Genomic DNA, 14,451 nt, shown 5'->3' on the forward strand with positions numbered 1-14,451 from the left:
CCGCGCCTCCAGGCCGCCTGTTGGTTCAGTTGAGGGTCGGGGTGTCCTCCGGCACGACGCCACCGCCGTACAGGTCGGTCGCCAGGTCACGCAGCGCGCGGAGCGCGACGCGCTGCGTGAGCGGCCCGTAGGAGATGCGGGCGACCCCGAGGGCCTCGTACTCGGCGGCGGGCAGGGCGCCCGGTAGCCCGATCACGGACAGCTTGCCGCGACCGAGGCCCGCGACGAGCTGCTCGACGACGTCACGCTGGATGGCTCCCGGCACGAACACCAGTGCGGCGCCGTTGTCGAGGAACGCCTTGCCGCGGGCGATCGCGTCGGCGATGCTCTCCTCGATCGGGCGGTCCCCGCCGCGGGCGATGGCGTCGGTGCGGGCGTTGAGCTGGAAGTCGATGCCCTCGGCCTGGGCGGCGGCGGTGATGGCGGCGACCCGGGCGACGGCCTCGTCGAACGGGCGGAGGCGGTCCTCGACGTTCGCGCCCACGATCCCCGCAGCGATCGCGCGGCGGATCGTCTCGGCCGGGTTCTCGTAGCCGTCGTCGAGGTCCGCCGTGACGGGCAGGTCCGTGGCGGCGGCGACGATCGCGGCGCCCGACAGGGCCAGGTCGAGCGGCATCCCGCCGTCGTCGTACCCGTGCGAGGCGGCGATGGAGTGCCCGGCGGTGGCGATCGCCTTCGTCTCCGGCAGGTCGCTGACGACCTTCGCGCTGATCGCGTCCCAGACGTTGACGACGCGGAGGATCTCCGGTGCTTCGTGCAGCTGCTTGAGGGTGGTCGCCTTGTCGGCGGTGCTCGTGCTCATGACGCAGACAGTAGGCCGACCAGCCCGGGCAGGGATCATCGTGTCCGTCGCGCGACGTCACCGTAGCGTCGAGGACACCACCAGGAAGGACACCGACATGGAGCGTTGGAACGAGGCGATCGCCGCGGTCGAGGAACACCTCGACGGCGGCCCGGACGACACCGTGCTCGACGTGGACGAGCTCGCGCGCATCACCGGGACGAGCGAGTACCACTTCCGGCGCGTGTTCTCCGCGCTCGCCGGGATGCCGCTCTCCGAGTACGTCCGACGTCGGCGGATGACGCTCGCCGCGGCCGTCATCGCCTCGGGGACGACGACCGTCTCGGACGTCGCCGCACGCTTCGGGTACGGCTCGGCCGATGCCTTCGGGCGGGCGTTCCGCGCCGTGCACGGCATCGGGCCGCAGGAGGCGCGCGAGCCCGGCGCAGTGTTCCGGTCGCAGGGTCGGCTGTCCTTCCGTCTCACCGTCGAAGGGAGCACTCCCGTGCAGTACCGCCTCGTCCAGAAACCCGCCTTCCGTCTCGTCGGACGCTCGACCCGTGTGCCGCTCGTGTACGAGGGGCCGAACGACGCGATCCAGGCGTTCGAACGCAGCATCACCCCCGAGGACCGGGAGCGCATCGCCGGACTGTCCGACCAGGAGCCGTCGGGCGTGCTGTCGGTGTCCGATGCGTTCGCCGAGGGCCGCGCGGACGGCAGTCTCCTCCGTTACTCGGTGGTCGCCGCCACCTCGGTCGAGAGCGCACCGGGCCTCGACGTCATCGAGGTGCCGGCTGCGACGTGGGTGGTGTTCTCCGGCTCGGGACCGGTGCCCGAAGCGATCCAGGCGCTGTGGCCGCAGGCGTTCGGGGAGTGGTTGCCCGCCAACCCGTACCGTCTCGTGGCGGCGCCGGAGATCGCTCGTGTCCGGCTCGCACCCGGCGGTCGTACCGCGGAGGCCGAGCTCTGGCTCGCGGTCGAGCCCGAGCCGGGGGCGTGACGCGGATCTGCTGAGCAGCAATGGTCGGGTCGGCGCAGGCAACCCGACCATTTCTGCTCACGATCCGCGCCCCCGACGCGGCCCGCGCACGACGCAGGATGACGGCCGGACTCGCGCCGCGCCTCCAGTCCGATGCATGCTGGGACGCATGGCGCACGACGAGGAGGACCCGGTCGGCACCCTGCGAGGGGTCCGCACGAGCATCAAGTGGACGCGGTACGCGCCCGACGTGCTGCCCCTGTTCGTCGCCGAGATGGACCACGAGGTCGCGCCGGCGATCCGGCAGGCGCTCATCGAGCGGGTGCAGCAGTCCGACCTCGGGTACCTCGACGGGCCCGGGCCGCTCGCACCGGCGTTCGCCGCGTTCGCGAAGGACCGCTGGGACTGGGACGTCGACCCCGCCCGGGTGTCCCTCGCCACGGACGTCAGCGTCGGGATCGTCGAGTCGCTCCGCCTCGCGCTGCCGGACGGCGGCCGGGTCGCGATCACGCCGCCGGTGTACCCGCCGTTCTTCGAGCTCGTCGAAGAGGCCCGATGTCAGGTTGAAGAGGTCCCGCTGCTCGAGCAGTGGGGCGTCTACCGGCTCGACCTCGAGGGCCTCGAGCGCGCCTTCGCCGACGGCGTCCGCGTCTTCCTGCTCTGCAACCCGCACAACCCCGTCGGCCTCGTGCACGACCACGACGACCTCGTGGCGCTCGCCGAACTGGCCGCCCGGTACGACGTCCTCGTCATCAGCGACGAGATCCACGCACCGCTGACGCACCCCGGCGTCCGCTTCACCCCGTTCGCCGCGGTCGCCGAGCCTGCCGGGGCGCGGAGCATCTGCGTCACGAGCGCGAGCAAGGGCTGGAACCTCGCCGGGGTGAAGTGCTCGATCATCGTCGCCGGGGACGCACGGACGGCAGCGCTCCTCGACACGCTCTGGGAGGAGGTCGCCTGCCGCACGAGCATCCTCGGGTTGCACGCGAACCTCGCGGCGTTCAGCCTGGCGACGGACTGGCTCGACGACGTGGTCGCCCGGATCGTCGCGAACGAGCGGCTGCTCGGCTCCCTCCTCGCGGAGCACCTGCCCGGCGTCGTGTACACCCGGCCCCGCGCCGGCTACCTGGCGTGGCTCGACTTCCGCGGCATCGGGCTCGGGGACGACCCGGCCGTGCCGCTCCGGGAGCACGCCTACGTCGCGTTGAACTCCGGCCTCGGGTTCGGATCGCAGGGCCGCGGGTTCGCGCGGCTCAACCTGGCGTGCTCGCCGGACACGCTGCGCGAGGCGGTGCTGCGGATCGCGGCTGCCTACCCGTCGAGTGCGCAGGAGGGGCTGGTCTGGCACGTCGCGTGAGCGGCGGGCTGGTGCGGGCCGTCAGCTGCTGGCTGTCGGCTATCGGCTGTCGGCTGTCGGCTGTTGCCGTCGGCCTGGAGGCGCGGGTCGGCTACTCGGGTCGGCGCGCCTCGATGAGGTGCCGGGCTGAGGACGCCACGAACGGTCCTTCCCGCTGGATCAGCTCGTGCAGGTCGCGCAGACGGTCGCGGTACCGCTCGACGCTGAAGTCCGGCACCCACCAGATCACCTTCCGCAGCAGGTAGACCACCGCTGCGACGTCGCGGATCTCGATGCGGGTGCGAGCGGTCCGGAGCTCCACGACCTCGAGGCCGGCGGCTCGCGCGGCGTCGGCCTCGTCGTCGTGGTGTCGCCCCCGACGCTCGATCGGCTTCGGGCCGAGGAAGAACTCGATGAGCTCGAACACGCTCGCCGGGCCGACGTGCTGGGCGAAGTAGGTGCCTCCGGGGGCGAGTACCCGGGCGACCTCGTCCCAGTGGATCGCGGCGGGGTGCCGGCTCGTCACGAGGTCGAAGGCGCCGTCGGCGAAGGGCAGCGGCGGTTCGTCCGGGTCAGCGACGACGACCACTCCGCGCGGGTGCAGGAGCCGAGTGGCGGCGGCGACGTTCGGCGCCCAGGACTCCGTCGCGACCGCCGTGGCCGGGAACGCCGTGGCCTCGGCGAGGACCTCACCACCGCCGGTCTGCACGTCGAGGCTGGCGGAACCGGGGACCTCGGCGAGGCGGCCGAGTCGCTCGCCGAGCAGCTTCGCGTAGCCCCACGGCGGGCGCTCCTCGGTGGCGCGGCCGTCGAGCCACGAGAAGTCCCAGCCGGTGACGTCGGCGGCTTCGCCGATCGCGATCAGGTCGTCGAAGGTCGTGGTGCTCACGCGGTCCATGGTGGCGTCTCCCCGGCGAGGGCGCCAGCTCGTCGCAGCTGCTCGCTGACGGGGAGCGTCAGGCCACGTACTGGTTGCGTCCGACGACGCGGATCGTCAGGTCGACCTCGCGCGCGGGCACCTCTTCGGTGAGCCCGATCCACTCGCGGGCGACGAACCCGACGGAGGGCCACCGGGTGACCTCGGTCACCAGGAACCCGTCGATGAACACCTGCCACGCGCCGCGTTCGCGGACGGCCTGCACCTCGTGTGTCGCCATGCCGCGAGCGTACCGGGTCGGTACCGCTCCCTGGCGGCTCCGCTCAGAGGTCGAGTGTCATGTGGACGTCCGCGCGGGCGTAGGGGCTGGGCGCGACCTCGTCGTGGCCGAGGTGCCGGAACCCGAACGCCTCGTACAGGTGCACGGCGCTGGCCAGCTGCGCGTTGCTCTCCAGCACCACCCGGTGCGCGCCGATAGCCCGGGCACGTTCGAGCGCTGCGGCGATGAGCTTGCGGCCTGTGCCGTGCCCCTGGTGCTCGGTCGAGACGGCCATCTTGACCAGCTCGAACACCCCGGGCCCGACGGGCGCGATGCCGACGCAGCCGATGACCGGCCCGTCCGATCCCAGCCGTGCGACGAAGGCGGCGCCGCCGGGCTCGACGATCTGGCCGAGCGGGTCGCCGAGGAGCTTCCGGTCCTCGTCCTCGAGCGTGAAGAACCGGCTGATCCACGCTTCGTTGAGGACGCGGAACGCCTCGGCGTCGGCGGCGGAGGCGATGTCGGTGATGAGCACGGCGTCGGTGGTGGTCGCATCGGGCATGCACCCATCCTCGGACGCCGTGCCGAGTCCCGTCCAATACTCGTTCGCGCGGATCGATACGCTGTGTGCATGGATCGCGAGCTCGACGTCGACCTCCGGCAGCTCCGGGCGTTCCTCGCCGTGGCCGACGAACTGCACTTCGGACGTGCAGCCGGGGCGCTCCGGATCGCGCAGCCGGCACTGTCGCAGCAGATCCGGCGGACGGAACGGGCGCTCGGCGTCGACCTCTTCGTGCGGACGAGCCGCAGCGTCGCGCTCACCCCGGCCGGACGGGTGCTGCAGGGCCGGGCACGATCGCTCCTGCAGCAGGCTCGCCGGGACCTCGACGAGACCGTGCGGGTGGGCCGGGGCGAAGCGGGTCGGCTCGACGTCGGGTTCGTCGTCTCCGCGCTGCCGCTCGGTCCGATCGAACGCGTGCAGGTGTTCCGGGAGCGCTTCCCGCTCGTCCGCGTGGAACTCACCGAGGGCTACTCGTCGACCCTGCTGGCGCGGATCGTCCGCGGGGAGCTCGACCTGGCGATCGTACGAGACCCCGATCCCGACCCGGCCGTGCGCTTCCTGCCGTTCCGCAGCGAGCGGTTCGTGGCAGCGGTCCCGCGTGGGCACCGGCTCGCGGCGCGGGCATCGATCCGGGGACCGGAGTTGCTCGACGACCCGTTCGTGTTCTTCCCGGCGGAAGCCGGATCGGTCGCGACCGAACGCAACCTCGCCCCGGTGGTGTCCGGCGCCCGGCGACCCGTCATCGTGCAGGAGGCCACCACCTGGGCCACGGTGCTGCACCTGGTCGGCGCCGGCCTCGGGGTGACGGTGGCGCCGGAGAGCGCCACGCTCGCCGCTCCGGACACCGTCGTGCTGTTGCCGCTCGAGGCGGACGACCACCGGAGCGAGCTGGTCTGGGCCGCCCGCGCCGACGACGACCGCGAGATCCTGCGGAACTTCATCGCCGCGACGGAGTGAGTCCGCAGCGCCGGGCCCTCACGCCAGCGGCAGCACCGGTGCCCGCTGGTCCCCGAGCTCGTCCACCCGCCAGGATCGGGTGCCGCGCAGCGTCAGGCCGAGCTGCGCGAGCACGAAGCCCACGTGCGGTTCGACGTCCGGGTCCCACGGCCCCTCGACGCCGAGCCCGAACGCGCCGAGCTCGTCGTCGGCCTCGTCGCGCAGGGTGAGGCGCCACCGGCCGTCCCCGAGTTCCTCGACGACGGCCCACCGGGCGGTGCTGAACCGGCTCACGCGGTCTTCGCCACGTCCTCGGTGAAGTTCCGCACCCGCTGCAGGAGTGCTTCGCCGCGCATCGCGATCGTCGCCGGCGGGTTGAGGTGCGGCGGCGCGGTGCGGATCAGCATCGGGCACCCGAGGTCCTCGCAGATGTAGGAGCCGATGGTGTTGCCGTTCCGCCCCGATTCTCCGGCGCGCGCGGCCGAGAACAGGCGGACCTGCGTCGCCGGCTGCGGGGAGTGGCAGAACGAGCACATCGCGGCGATCCCGGGGCGGAGGGACCCACCGGCGGAGCGCACGACGATCCCGACCGGGCGGTCGTCGATCCAGGACACGATGTAGCCGCGGCGGGCGGCCTGCGGGTCGCGCCACCCGAGGAACTCGCGCTCGTCCCACAGCGTCTCGTGCAGGCCGGGGATGGGCAGCTGGGCGAGTTCGTCCGGGGTGGCGTTGACGAACGACGAACGGATGTCTGCTTCGGTCAGTGGCTTCACGGTGCCATCACCATATGCCCCACCGCCGACACGCGTCAGGACCCCAGACGGGAGGCGCGGATCGCCCCGAGCGCGCTCGTCCCGTCCGCCACCAGGACGGCTCGCCGCAGCGCGTCGCGTCCGACACGTCGTGCGGCCGCGTCGTCGGCGGCGAACTCCACGAGGACGCGCGTCGAGCGCGCCATGGCGCGCGCGCCGGGGATCCACGGGACCGCACGCTCGATCGACTCGGCGATCCCGACCGCGACCGCGTGGCGCTGGGTCAGGTGCGCGCGTTCGTGGGCGACCACGGCCTCCAGCTCGTCGGTGCGCAGACGGTCCGCGAGCCCGGTGCTCACGAGCACGCCACCGGACCTGCCGGGGACGGCGCAGGCGAGTGCGTGGTCCGCCTCGAGGACGGACACCGGCGTGCCGTCGATCTCGCGGTGCGGTGCCGCACCGGAGCGCATCGCCTCGCGCACGGCCTCGTGCTCGGGGCCGGGCCGGACCCGGACCGCGATCACGAACGCGAGCACGGCGAGCAGGGCGACGCCGACGTTGAGGCCGTGCGTGGGGGAGCCGCCGAACCCCATCGGGTCGGTGATCGGGCGGTTGGCCACGACGAGGAGCGTGATGCCCGCGACGAAGCCGACGACGCCGAGCAGCACAGCCACCGACCAGCAGACCAGCGCGGTGCGCGGCCGGTCGATCGTCCACGCGGAGCGGGTCAGGACCCGGGGCGCGAGGACCACGACCGCCAGGGCGAGCGCGATGAGGACGACTCCGGTGACGACCACGGCGGATCCGTCAGGAACGGGCTCGGGCGTCGAGGGCGCGGCGGATGACGTCGAGGTCGTCGGAGGCGAGCGAGCCGGTGAACTGCAGCAGGGCGGCTTCGCGGTCGGTCGCGGCGGCGAGGGCGTTCGACATGAGGGATGCCGTCTGCTCCTCCCTGCTGTTCGTCGCACGGAAGGTGAGCGGAGCGTCGTCGTGCTGCTGCCGCTCCACCCGGCCCTTGCGACCGAGGCGGTCGAGCACGGTGAGCACGGTCGTCAGTGCGGGCCGGGGTTCCGGGAAGGCGTCGAGCACCTGGCGCGCGCTGAGCCCGCCGTCCGCCGACCAGAGCGCGTCGAGCACCGCCTGCTCGAGCTGCCCGCGGGGGCGTGATCGCTGACCTGCCATCCCCGCATTCTACGAGATGTCGAACCACCGGGTCCGTCACATGCCCGAAACGCGGGGTCGGTATGATCGGCCCGACAACTGAAGACCGGCCGTTCATCCGTCGCGGGAGACGTCGTGCGGTGCCCTGGGCACCCAGCACGGCACCGAAGGAGCAATCCCCCCGACAATCTCTCAGGTCCCACACCGCAGCGGACAGGCCACTCTGAAAAGCAGCCACGATGCCCCCACCGGGTCGGTCCGTGGCTCGCCCACGGTGAAAGCCGCCGGACCTCACGGGCCGCGGTGAAACTCTCAGGCCCATGACAGAGGGGGAGTTCCGCCCGACGACGGTCGTCGGGTCCTGCCGATGCCAGGAGAACTCCGCCCATGCCAACGTCCCCACTGCGCTCGTCGCCGCTGGAGCCCGCCCACGAAGCCGCCGGCGCCACCTTCACCGACTTCGCCGGGTACCGGATGCCCGTCCGGTACTCGTCCGACCTCGCCGAGCACCACGCCGTGCGTCAGGCCGCCGGTGTCTTCGACCTCTCGCACATGGCCGAGATCGGCGTCACCGGTCCGCAGGCCGTGGCCTTCCTCGACCACGCACTCGCCGGGTCGTTCGGCGCGATGCCGGTCGGACGGGCGAAGTACTCACTCCTCCTCGCCGAGGACGGCGGCATCCTCGACGACCTCGTCGTCTACCGCACCGACGAGGACGTCTTCCTCGTCGTCGCGAACGCGTCGAACCGCCAGGTCGCGGTGGACGCCCTGGCCGCACGGGCCGACGGCTTCGACGTCGAGGTGTCGGACGACTCGGACACCACCGCACTGGTCGCGATCCAGGGCCCGGCAGCTGCCGGAACGCTCGACGCGCTCGTCGTCGCCGACCGGCTCCAGCCGGAGAGCCCCCTCGACGAGCTCGGGTACTACCGGGCACTGCACGCGGTGTTCGACGGCGCCGAGGTCCTCGTCGCCCGCACCGGCTACACCGGCGAGGACGGCTTCGAGGTCTACAGCGACCCGTCCGTCGCCGGAGCGCTCTGGGACGCGCTGCTCGAGGCCGGCGCCGACCGCGGGGTCGTGCCCGCCGGCCTCGCCGCCCGCGACACCCTCCGGCTCGAGGCGGGCATGCCGCTCTACGGGCACGAGCTCGGCACCGACGTCCGTCCCGCCCAGGCCGGCCTCGGCCGGGTCGTGGCCAAGGACGGCGACTTCGTCGGCGCCACCGGCGTCACCCCGTCGGACGACGCCCGCGTGCTCGTCGGCCTGGTCACCGAGGGCCGCCGGGCCCCTCGTGCCGGGTACGACGTCGTGCAGGACGGCGTCGTCGTCGGCACCGTCACCTCCGGTGCGCTCTCGCCGACCCTCGGCCACCCCGTCGCGATGGCGTTCGTCGACCCGGCACTCGCCACCGAGGGACAGCTCCTCCACATCGACGTCCGCGGAACGGCCATCCCCAGCACCGTCACCGCGTTCCCCTTCTACCGCCGCGCCTCGAAAGGCTGATGCAATGACCGACCAGACCGCACTCCAGTACACGGCCGACCACGAGTGGCTGCTCGTCGAGGGCGACACCGTCACCGTCGGCATCACCGACCACGCCGCCGAACAGCTCGGTGACGTCGTCTACGTCGAGCTCCCCGCCGTCGGCACCGCCACCACCGCGGGCGAGCAGATCGGCGAGATCGAGTCGACCAAGAGCGTCGGCGAACTCTTCGCCCCGATCGAGGGCGAGGTCGTGGCGATCAACGACGCCGTCGTCGACGCCCCCGACACCGTCAACCAGGACCCGTTCGGCGCCGGCTGGCTCGTCAAGATCAAGGTGGACGGCACCTCCTTCCCCGAGGACCTCATGGACCACGACGCGTACCGGGCGTCCATCGCATGACCGGCGACCTCCAGAACCTCCAGACGTCCTTCGCCGACCGCCACATCGGCACCACCCCGGCCGACCAGCGGACGATGCTCGACGCCGTCGGCCAGCCGTCCCTCGACGCCCTCGTCCGCGCCGCGATCCCCGAGGCGATCCATGCGGCGCCGACCCTCCACTCGGGCATCCCCGCCGCGATCGGCGAGACCGAGGCGCTCGCCGAACTCCGGGCCAAGGCCGCCCGCAACACCGTCCGTCGCGCCATGATCGGGCTCGGGTACCACGGCACCCACACCCCCGCGGTGATCCAGCGGAACGTGCTCGAGAACCCCAGCTGGTACACGGCCTACACGCCCTACCAGCCGGAGATCTCGCAGGGCCGGCTCGAGGCGCTCATCAACTTCCAGACCATGGTCTCGGACCTGACGGGCATGGCGACCGCCGGCGCCTCGATGCTCGACGAGGGCACGGCCGTGGTCGAGGGCATGCTCCTCGCCCGCCGGGCGTCCAAGGTCACGGGCGACGCGTTCCTCGTCGACGCCGACCTGCTGCCGCAGACCCGTGCGCTGCTCGACCACCGGGCCGAGGCCGTCGGCATCGTCCTGCGCGGGTTCGACGCCGTGGCCGGACCGACCGACGAGCAGCTCGACGGCGCCTTCGGCGTCATCGTGCAGTACCCCGGAGCCTCCGGTCGGATCGTCGACCCGTCGTCGGTCATCGAGCGCGTGCACGCCGGTGGGGGCATCGCGGTCGTCGCGGCGGACCTCCTCGCGATGACGCTCCTCGCCAGCCCCGGCGACCTCGGCGCCGACGTCGCCGTGGGCACGAGCCAGCGCTTCGGCGTCCCGCTCGGCTTCGGTGGCCCGCACGCCGGGTACCTCGCCGTCCGTGCCGGCCTCGAGCGCCAGCTGCCCGGCCGCCTCGTCGGGGTGTCCTTCGACGCCGACGGGCAGATGGCCTACCGCCTCAGCCTGCAGACCCGCGAGCAGCACATCCGCCGCGAGAAGGCGACGAGCAACATCTGCACCGCGCAGGTCCTGCTCGCCGTGATGGCCTCGATGTACGCCGTGTACCACGGTCCCGAGGGGCTCCGCTTCATCGCGGACCGCGTCGCCCGGACGACGTCGGCGCTCGCCGGGGCCGCCCGTGACGCCGGGCTCGAGGTCGTGCACGACGCGTTCTTCGACACGCTCACCGTCCGCGCCCCCGGACGCGCCGAGGCACTCGTCGCCGCGGCCCGTGACGCGGACCGCCTGCTGCACCTCGTCGACGCCGACACTTTCCAGCTGTCCGTCGACGAGACGACGACGCCCGAGGACGTGACGGCCCTCGCCGTCGTGTTCGGCGCGGTCGACGCGACGGTCCCGGCGACGGAGACCGCCGTGCGGGACGCGGCCACGTGCCTCCCGTCCGATCTGCTGCGGAGCAGCGAGTACCTGACGCACCCGGTCTTCAGCGCCCACCGCAGCGAGACCCGCATGATGCGCTACCTCAAGCACCTCGCCGACAAGGACTACGCGCTCGACCGCGGCATGATCCCGCTCGGCAGCTGCACGATGAAGCTCAACGCGGCGACCGAGATGGCGGCCGTGACGTGGCCGGAGTTCGCGAACATCCACCCGTTCGCGCCGCGCGACGACGTCGAGGGCTACCTCGACATGATCGGCGACCTGGAGTCCTGGCTGGCCGAGGTCACCGGGTACGACACGGTCTCCCTGCAGCCGAACGCCGGCAGTCAGGGCGAACTCGCCGGACTCCTGGCGATCCGCGGGTACCACCGGTCCCGCGGCGACGAGTCCCGCACGGTCTGCCTCATCCCGTCGAGCGCGCACGGCACGAACGCCGCGTCGGCCGTCCTCGCCGGCATGCAGGTCGTCGTGGTCGCCTGCGACGAGAACGGCAACGTCGACCTCGACGACCTCCGCGTGAAGACCGAGCAGCACGGCGACCAGCTCGCCGCGCTCATGATCACGTACCCGTCCACGCACGGCGTCTACGAGCACGACATCCGCGAGATCTGCGCCGCCGTGCACGACGCCGGTGGCCAGGTCTACGTCGACGGCGCGAACCTCAACGCCCTGCTCGGCCACGCCCGGTTCGGCGACTTCGGCGGGGACGTCTCGCACCTCAACCTGCACAAGACGTTCTGCATCCCGCACGGCGGCGGCGGGCCCGGGGTCGGACCGGTCGCGGCGAAGTCGCACCTCGCACCGTTCCTGCCGGGCCACCCGTTCGCGCAGGACGCCGACCGTCGCACCGGATCCGTGCGCGCCGAGGGCTCCGACCGCGACGCGCACGCCGGTGGCCCGGTCAGTGCAGCGCCGTACGGCAGCCCGAGCATCCTGCCGATCACGTGGACGTACGTCCGGATGATGGGGCTCGAGGGGCTCACCCGTGCGACCGAGGCCGCGGTGCTCGGGGCGAACTACATCGCCGCACGCCTACGCGACGCGTTCCCGGTGCTCTACACGGGGGAGTCGGGTCTCGTCGCGCACGAGTGCATCCTCGACCTCCGCCCGCTCCGGGACACGACGGGCATCACGGTGGACGACGTCGCGAAGCGCCTGGTCGACTACGGCTTCCACGCCCCGACGATGTCGTTCCCGGTCGCGGGCACGCTCATGGTCGAGCCGACCGAGAGCGAGGACCTCGCCGAGCTCGACCGCTTCGTCGACGCGATGCTCGCCATCCGTGCCGAGGCCTCGGCGGTCGAGCGCGGGGAGTGGCCGGCGGACGACAACCCGCTCGTGCACGCCCCGCACACCGCGTCGTCGGTGATCTCGGGGGAGTGGACGCACGCCTACACCCGCGAGCAGGCGGTCTATCCGCTGCCGGGCATCAGCGCCCGGAAGTACTGGCCGCCGGTGCGCCGGATCGACCAGGCGTACGGCGACCGCAACCTCGTGTGCGCCTGCCCGCCGGTCGAGGCGTTCGCCTGATCCCGAGCCCGCGTAGCGTGTGCCCCGTCCGGTGTCCCGGGCGGGGCACACTGCTGTGCGCAGCCAGGCAATCGGCTTGCACAGAGTTGTGCACGGACGCAAGCATCTCGATGCGGTTGCAACAATCTCGCCCCGGCGTCCGTGATCCGCCCGAATCTTGCATCCTCTCGCAAGGATCGTGCAACTTGGTTTCCGATTTGTAACCGATCTCCCCTGGGCTTGGTGAGCACTCCCCACACTGCCTACAGTGCAAAGGTCAAACGTGGCGAGCAGGCACCCGTGCGCCCGCCGCGTCCCATGCACCAGGAGGAATCTTGATCAAGAAGCGCGCTGGGCTCGCAGCCCTCGCCGTGCTCGGGGCCACAGCAATCGCCCTGGCCGGCTGCTCCAGCAACAGCAGCAGTGGAGGTGACAAGGCGGGCTCGACGAACGCGTCCGGCATCGTCACCACCAACGGCAACGAGCCCCAGAACCCGCTCATCCCCTCGAACACCACCGAGGTCGGCGGCGGCAAGATCATCGACTCGATCTTCGAAGGCCTGGTGTCCTACGACGCCAAGGGCAAGCCGGTGAACGAGGTCGCGAAGAGCATCGACACCGATGACTCGAAGACGTTCGACATCAAGCTCAACACGGACTACACCTTCACCAACGGCGAGAAGGTCACGGCCGAGTCGTTCACGAAGGCGTGGAACTGGGCCGCCCAGTTCTCGAACAAGCAGGGCGCGAGCTACTTCTTCGAGAACATCGAGGGCTACGACGCCACGAAGGACTCGGAGCTCACCGGCCTCAAGGTCGTCAGCGACGACGAGTTCACCGTGACGCTCAAGTCGGCGCAGTCGGACTTCCCGCTGTCGCTCGGCTACTCGGCGTTCGTGCCGCTGCCCTCGGAGTTCTACAAGGACACCAAGGCCTTCGGCGAGAACCCGATCGGCAACGGTCCGTACAAGCTCGACGGCAAGGGTGCGTGGACGCACAACCAGTCGATCAAGCTCGTCACCAACAAGGACTACGAGGGCAAGCGCAAGCCGAAGAACGGTGGCCTGACGGTCACGTTCTACACCTCGCAGGACACCGCGTACTCCGACGCGCAGGGCGGCAACCTCGACGTCCTCGACGCCGTGCCGGACAGCGCCTTCGCGACCTACAAGTCCGACTTCCCGGACTCGAACGTCAACCAGGCCGCCGCGATCTTCCAGGCGATCTACCTGCCCTACTACCTCGACCACTGGAAGGGTGAAGAGGGCAAGCTCCGCCGCGAGGCGATCTCGATGGCGATCAACCGCAAGCAGATCACCGACAAGATCTTCGACGGCACCCGCACCCCGGCCAAGGACTTCACCTCCCCGGTGATCGCCGGCTGGAACGACGACCTCGACGGTTCGGACGTCCTGACCTACGACAAGTCGAAGGCCAAGGAGCTGTGGGCCGAGGCCGACAAGATCTCGAAGTACAACGACACCCTCACCATCTCGTACAACGCCGACGGCGGACACGAGGCGTGGGTGACCGCGGTCACGAACTCGATCTCGAGCACGCTCGGCATCAAGGCCGAGGGCAAGGCGTACCCGACGTTCGCCGAGGCCCTCGCGGTCCAGACGGACGACAAGCTCACGGGCGGCAGCCGCACCGGTTGGCAGGCGGACTACCCGTCGCTGTACAACTTCCTCGGCCCGACCATGGGTGACGGCTCGTCGAGCAACTACTCGCGCTACGACTCGGCCGAGTACAACGAGCTCCTCCAGAAGGGCCGTTCGGCCGCGACCGTCGAAGAGGGCAACAAGTTCTTCGACCAGGCGCAGGAGCTCCTGTTCAAGGACCTCCCGGAGATCCCGCTGTGGTACTCCAACGTCACCGGCGTGTGGAACGCGGACACCGTGTCGAACGTGAAGTTCGGCTGGAACTCGGTGCCGCTGTACTACGACGTCGAGGTCAAGAAGTAACCTCAGTCTCCTCGTGAGACACATCGCGGACGGGTATCCTGCTCCGCGACCACCGG

The 14,451-nt window shown here is 71.4% G+C and carries 15 protein-coding genes and 1 riboswitch; of the genes, 7 read left to right on the forward strand and 8 right to left on the reverse strand.

Features of this window, described 5'->3' with window-relative positions:
• Window positions 1-25: 25 nt before the first annotated feature.
• The gene (locus BIV01_RS03715; RefSeq protein ID WP_071301996.1) at window positions 26-802 is read right to left on the reverse strand and encodes an isocitrate lyase/PEP mutase family protein; all 777 of its coding nucleotides are present in this window, start codon (window positions 800-802) and stop codon (window positions 26-28) included.
• Between the two features lie 97 nt (window positions 803-899).
• On the opposite strand from BIV01_RS03715, the gene BIV01_RS03720 reads away from it, so the two are divergent.
• Together BIV01_RS03720 and BIV01_RS03725 are read left to right on the forward strand one after the other, a co-directional pair.
• Window positions 900-1,781: an AraC family transcriptional regulator gene (locus BIV01_RS03720; RefSeq protein ID WP_071301997.1), complete on the forward strand. Its 882-nt coding sequence runs from the start codon at window positions 900-902 to the stop codon at window positions 1,779-1,781.
• A gap of 148 nt (window positions 1,782-1,929) precedes the next feature.
• Window positions 1,930-3,117 carry a MalY/PatB family protein gene (locus BIV01_RS03725; protein WP_254790694.1) on the forward strand — a complete coding sequence of 396 codons (1,188 nt, stop codon included), beginning with the start codon at window positions 1,930-1,932 and terminating at the stop codon, window positions 3,115-3,117.
• A 91-nt stretch (window positions 3,118-3,208) separates the two neighbouring features.
• Here the strand turns inward: BIV01_RS03725 and BIV01_RS03730 are convergent, their stop codons facing one another.
• Genes BIV01_RS03730 through BIV01_RS03740 form a run of 3 tightly spaced genes read right to left on the reverse strand, consistent with a single transcriptional unit; the run spans window position 3,209 to window position 4,794 of the window.
• On the reverse strand, window positions 3,209-3,994 hold the full coding sequence (locus tag BIV01_RS03730; protein ID WP_071301998.1) for a class I SAM-dependent methyltransferase: 786 nt from the start codon (window positions 3,992-3,994) through the stop codon (window positions 3,209-3,211).
• 58 nt (window positions 3,995-4,052) lie between these two features.
• Window positions 4,053-4,253 carry a hypothetical protein gene (locus BIV01_RS03735; protein WP_071294532.1) on the reverse strand — a complete coding sequence of 67 codons (201 nt, stop codon included), beginning with the start codon at window positions 4,251-4,253 and terminating at the stop codon, window positions 4,053-4,055.
• Between the two features lie 43 nt (window positions 4,254-4,296).
• Window positions 4,297-4,794, reverse strand: coding sequence for a GNAT family N-acetyltransferase (locus BIV01_RS03740; protein WP_071302033.1), 498 nt, complete (start codon window positions 4,792-4,794; stop codon window positions 4,297-4,299).
• Window positions 4,795-4,863: 69 nt separating this feature from the next.
• Between BIV01_RS03740 and BIV01_RS03745 the strand changes: the two genes are divergently transcribed.
• The gene (locus tag BIV01_RS03745; RefSeq protein WP_071301999.1) at window positions 4,864-5,751 is read left to right on the forward strand and encodes a LysR substrate-binding domain-containing protein; all 888 of its coding nucleotides are present in this window, start codon (window positions 4,864-4,866) and stop codon (window positions 5,749-5,751) included.
• An 18-nt stretch (window positions 5,752-5,769) separates the two neighbouring features.
• Here the strand turns inward: BIV01_RS03745 and BIV01_RS03750 are convergent, their stop codons facing one another.
• Genes BIV01_RS03750 through BIV01_RS03765 form a run of 4 tightly spaced genes read right to left on the reverse strand, consistent with a single transcriptional unit; the run spans window position 5,770 to window position 7,664 of the window.
• Window positions 5,770-6,024, reverse strand: coding sequence for a hypothetical protein (locus BIV01_RS03750; protein ID WP_071302000.1), 255 nt, complete (start codon window positions 6,022-6,024; stop codon window positions 5,770-5,772).
• On the reverse strand, window positions 6,021-6,503 hold the full coding sequence (locus BIV01_RS03755; protein WP_070416724.1) for an FBP domain-containing protein: 483 nt from the start codon (window positions 6,501-6,503) through the stop codon (window positions 6,021-6,023). The genes BIV01_RS03750 and BIV01_RS03755 overlap by 4 nt, the downstream gene beginning before the upstream one ends.
• Window positions 6,504-6,538: 35 nt before the next feature.
• Complete coding sequence (locus BIV01_RS03760; RefSeq protein ID WP_070416723.1) at window positions 6,539-7,279, reverse strand: M56 family metallopeptidase; 741 nt, start codon at window positions 7,277-7,279, stop codon at window positions 6,539-6,541.
• A gap of 10 nt (window positions 7,280-7,289) precedes the next feature.
• Window positions 7,290-7,664, reverse strand: coding sequence for a BlaI/MecI/CopY family transcriptional regulator (locus BIV01_RS03765; protein WP_070416722.1), 375 nt, complete (start codon window positions 7,662-7,664; stop codon window positions 7,290-7,292).
• A 93-nt stretch (window positions 7,665-7,757) separates the two neighbouring features.
• A riboswitch (glycine riboswitch) is annotated at window positions 7,758-7,860 on the forward strand.
• A gap of 170 nt (window positions 7,861-8,030) precedes the next feature.
• Here BIV01_RS03765 and gcvT point away from each other — a divergent pair.
• The 4 genes from gcvT (at window position 8,031) to BIV01_RS03785 (ending at window position 14,395) form a co-directional block, all read left to right on the forward strand.
• Window positions 8,031-9,149, forward strand: coding sequence for a glycine cleavage system aminomethyltransferase GcvT (gene gcvT, locus BIV01_RS03770; protein WP_071302001.1), 1,119 nt, complete (start codon window positions 8,031-8,033; stop codon window positions 9,147-9,149).
• Between the two features lie 4 nt (window positions 9,150-9,153).
• A complete protein-coding gene (gene gcvH / locus BIV01_RS03775; RefSeq protein ID WP_071294536.1) occupies window positions 9,154-9,531 on the forward strand; it encodes a glycine cleavage system protein GcvH in 378 nt (125 codons plus the stop codon).
• Window positions 9,528-12,452 carry an aminomethyl-transferring glycine dehydrogenase gene (gene gcvP, locus BIV01_RS03780; RefSeq protein ID WP_071302002.1) on the forward strand — a complete coding sequence of 975 codons (2,925 nt, stop codon included), beginning with the start codon at window positions 9,528-9,530 and terminating at the stop codon, window positions 12,450-12,452. Before gcvH ends, gcvP begins: the two co-directional genes overlap by 4 nt.
• Window positions 12,453-12,766: 314 nt before the next feature.
• Window positions 12,767-14,395 carry a peptide ABC transporter substrate-binding protein gene (locus BIV01_RS03785; protein WP_070416718.1) on the forward strand — a complete coding sequence of 543 codons (1,629 nt, stop codon included), beginning with the start codon at window positions 12,767-12,769 and terminating at the stop codon, window positions 14,393-14,395.
• Window positions 14,396-14,451: the final 56 nt, after the last annotated feature.

Source organism: Curtobacterium sp. MCBA15_013 (genome assembly GCF_001865095.1).
Classification (GTDB): Bacteria; Actinomycetota; Actinomycetes; order Actinomycetales; family Microbacteriaceae; genus Curtobacterium.

Excerpts from the sequence above, each read along its gene's own strand:
- BIV01_RS03715 (WP_071301996.1), bottom strand. The coding sequence starts at position 802 with ATGAGCACGAGCACCGCCGACAAGGCGACCACCCTCAAGCAGCTGCAC.
- BIV01_RS03720 (WP_071301997.1), top strand. The coding sequence starts at position 900 with ATGGAGCGTTGGAACGAGGCGATCGCCGCGGTCGAGGAACACCTCGAC.
- BIV01_RS03725 (WP_254790694.1), top strand. The coding sequence starts at position 1,930 with ATGGCGCACGACGAGGAGGACCCGGTCGGCACCCTGCGAGGGGTCCGC.
- BIV01_RS03730 (WP_071301998.1), bottom strand. The coding sequence starts at position 3,994 with ATGGACCGCGTGAGCACCACGACCTTCGACGACCTGATCGCGATCGGC.
- BIV01_RS03735 (WP_071294532.1), bottom strand. The coding sequence starts at position 4,253 with ATGGCGACACACGAGGTGCAGGCCGTCCGCGAACGCGGCGCGTGGCAG.
- BIV01_RS03740 (WP_071302033.1), bottom strand. The coding sequence starts at position 4,794 with ATGCCCGATGCGACCACCACCGACGCCGTGCTCATCACCGACATCGCC.
- BIV01_RS03745 (WP_071301999.1), top strand. The coding sequence starts at position 4,864 with ATGGATCGCGAGCTCGACGTCGACCTCCGGCAGCTCCGGGCGTTCCTC.
- BIV01_RS03765 (WP_070416722.1), bottom strand. The coding sequence starts at position 7,664 with ATGGCAGGTCAGCGATCACGCCCCCGCGGGCAGCTCGAGCAGGCGGTG.
- gcvT (WP_071302001.1), top strand. The coding sequence starts at position 8,031 with ATGCCAACGTCCCCACTGCGCTCGTCGCCGCTGGAGCCCGCCCACGAA.
- gcvH (WP_071294536.1), top strand. The coding sequence starts at position 9,154 with ATGACCGACCAGACCGCACTCCAGTACACGGCCGACCACGAGTGGCTG.
- gcvP (WP_071302002.1), top strand. The coding sequence starts at position 9,528 with ATGACCGGCGACCTCCAGAACCTCCAGACGTCCTTCGCCGACCGCCAC.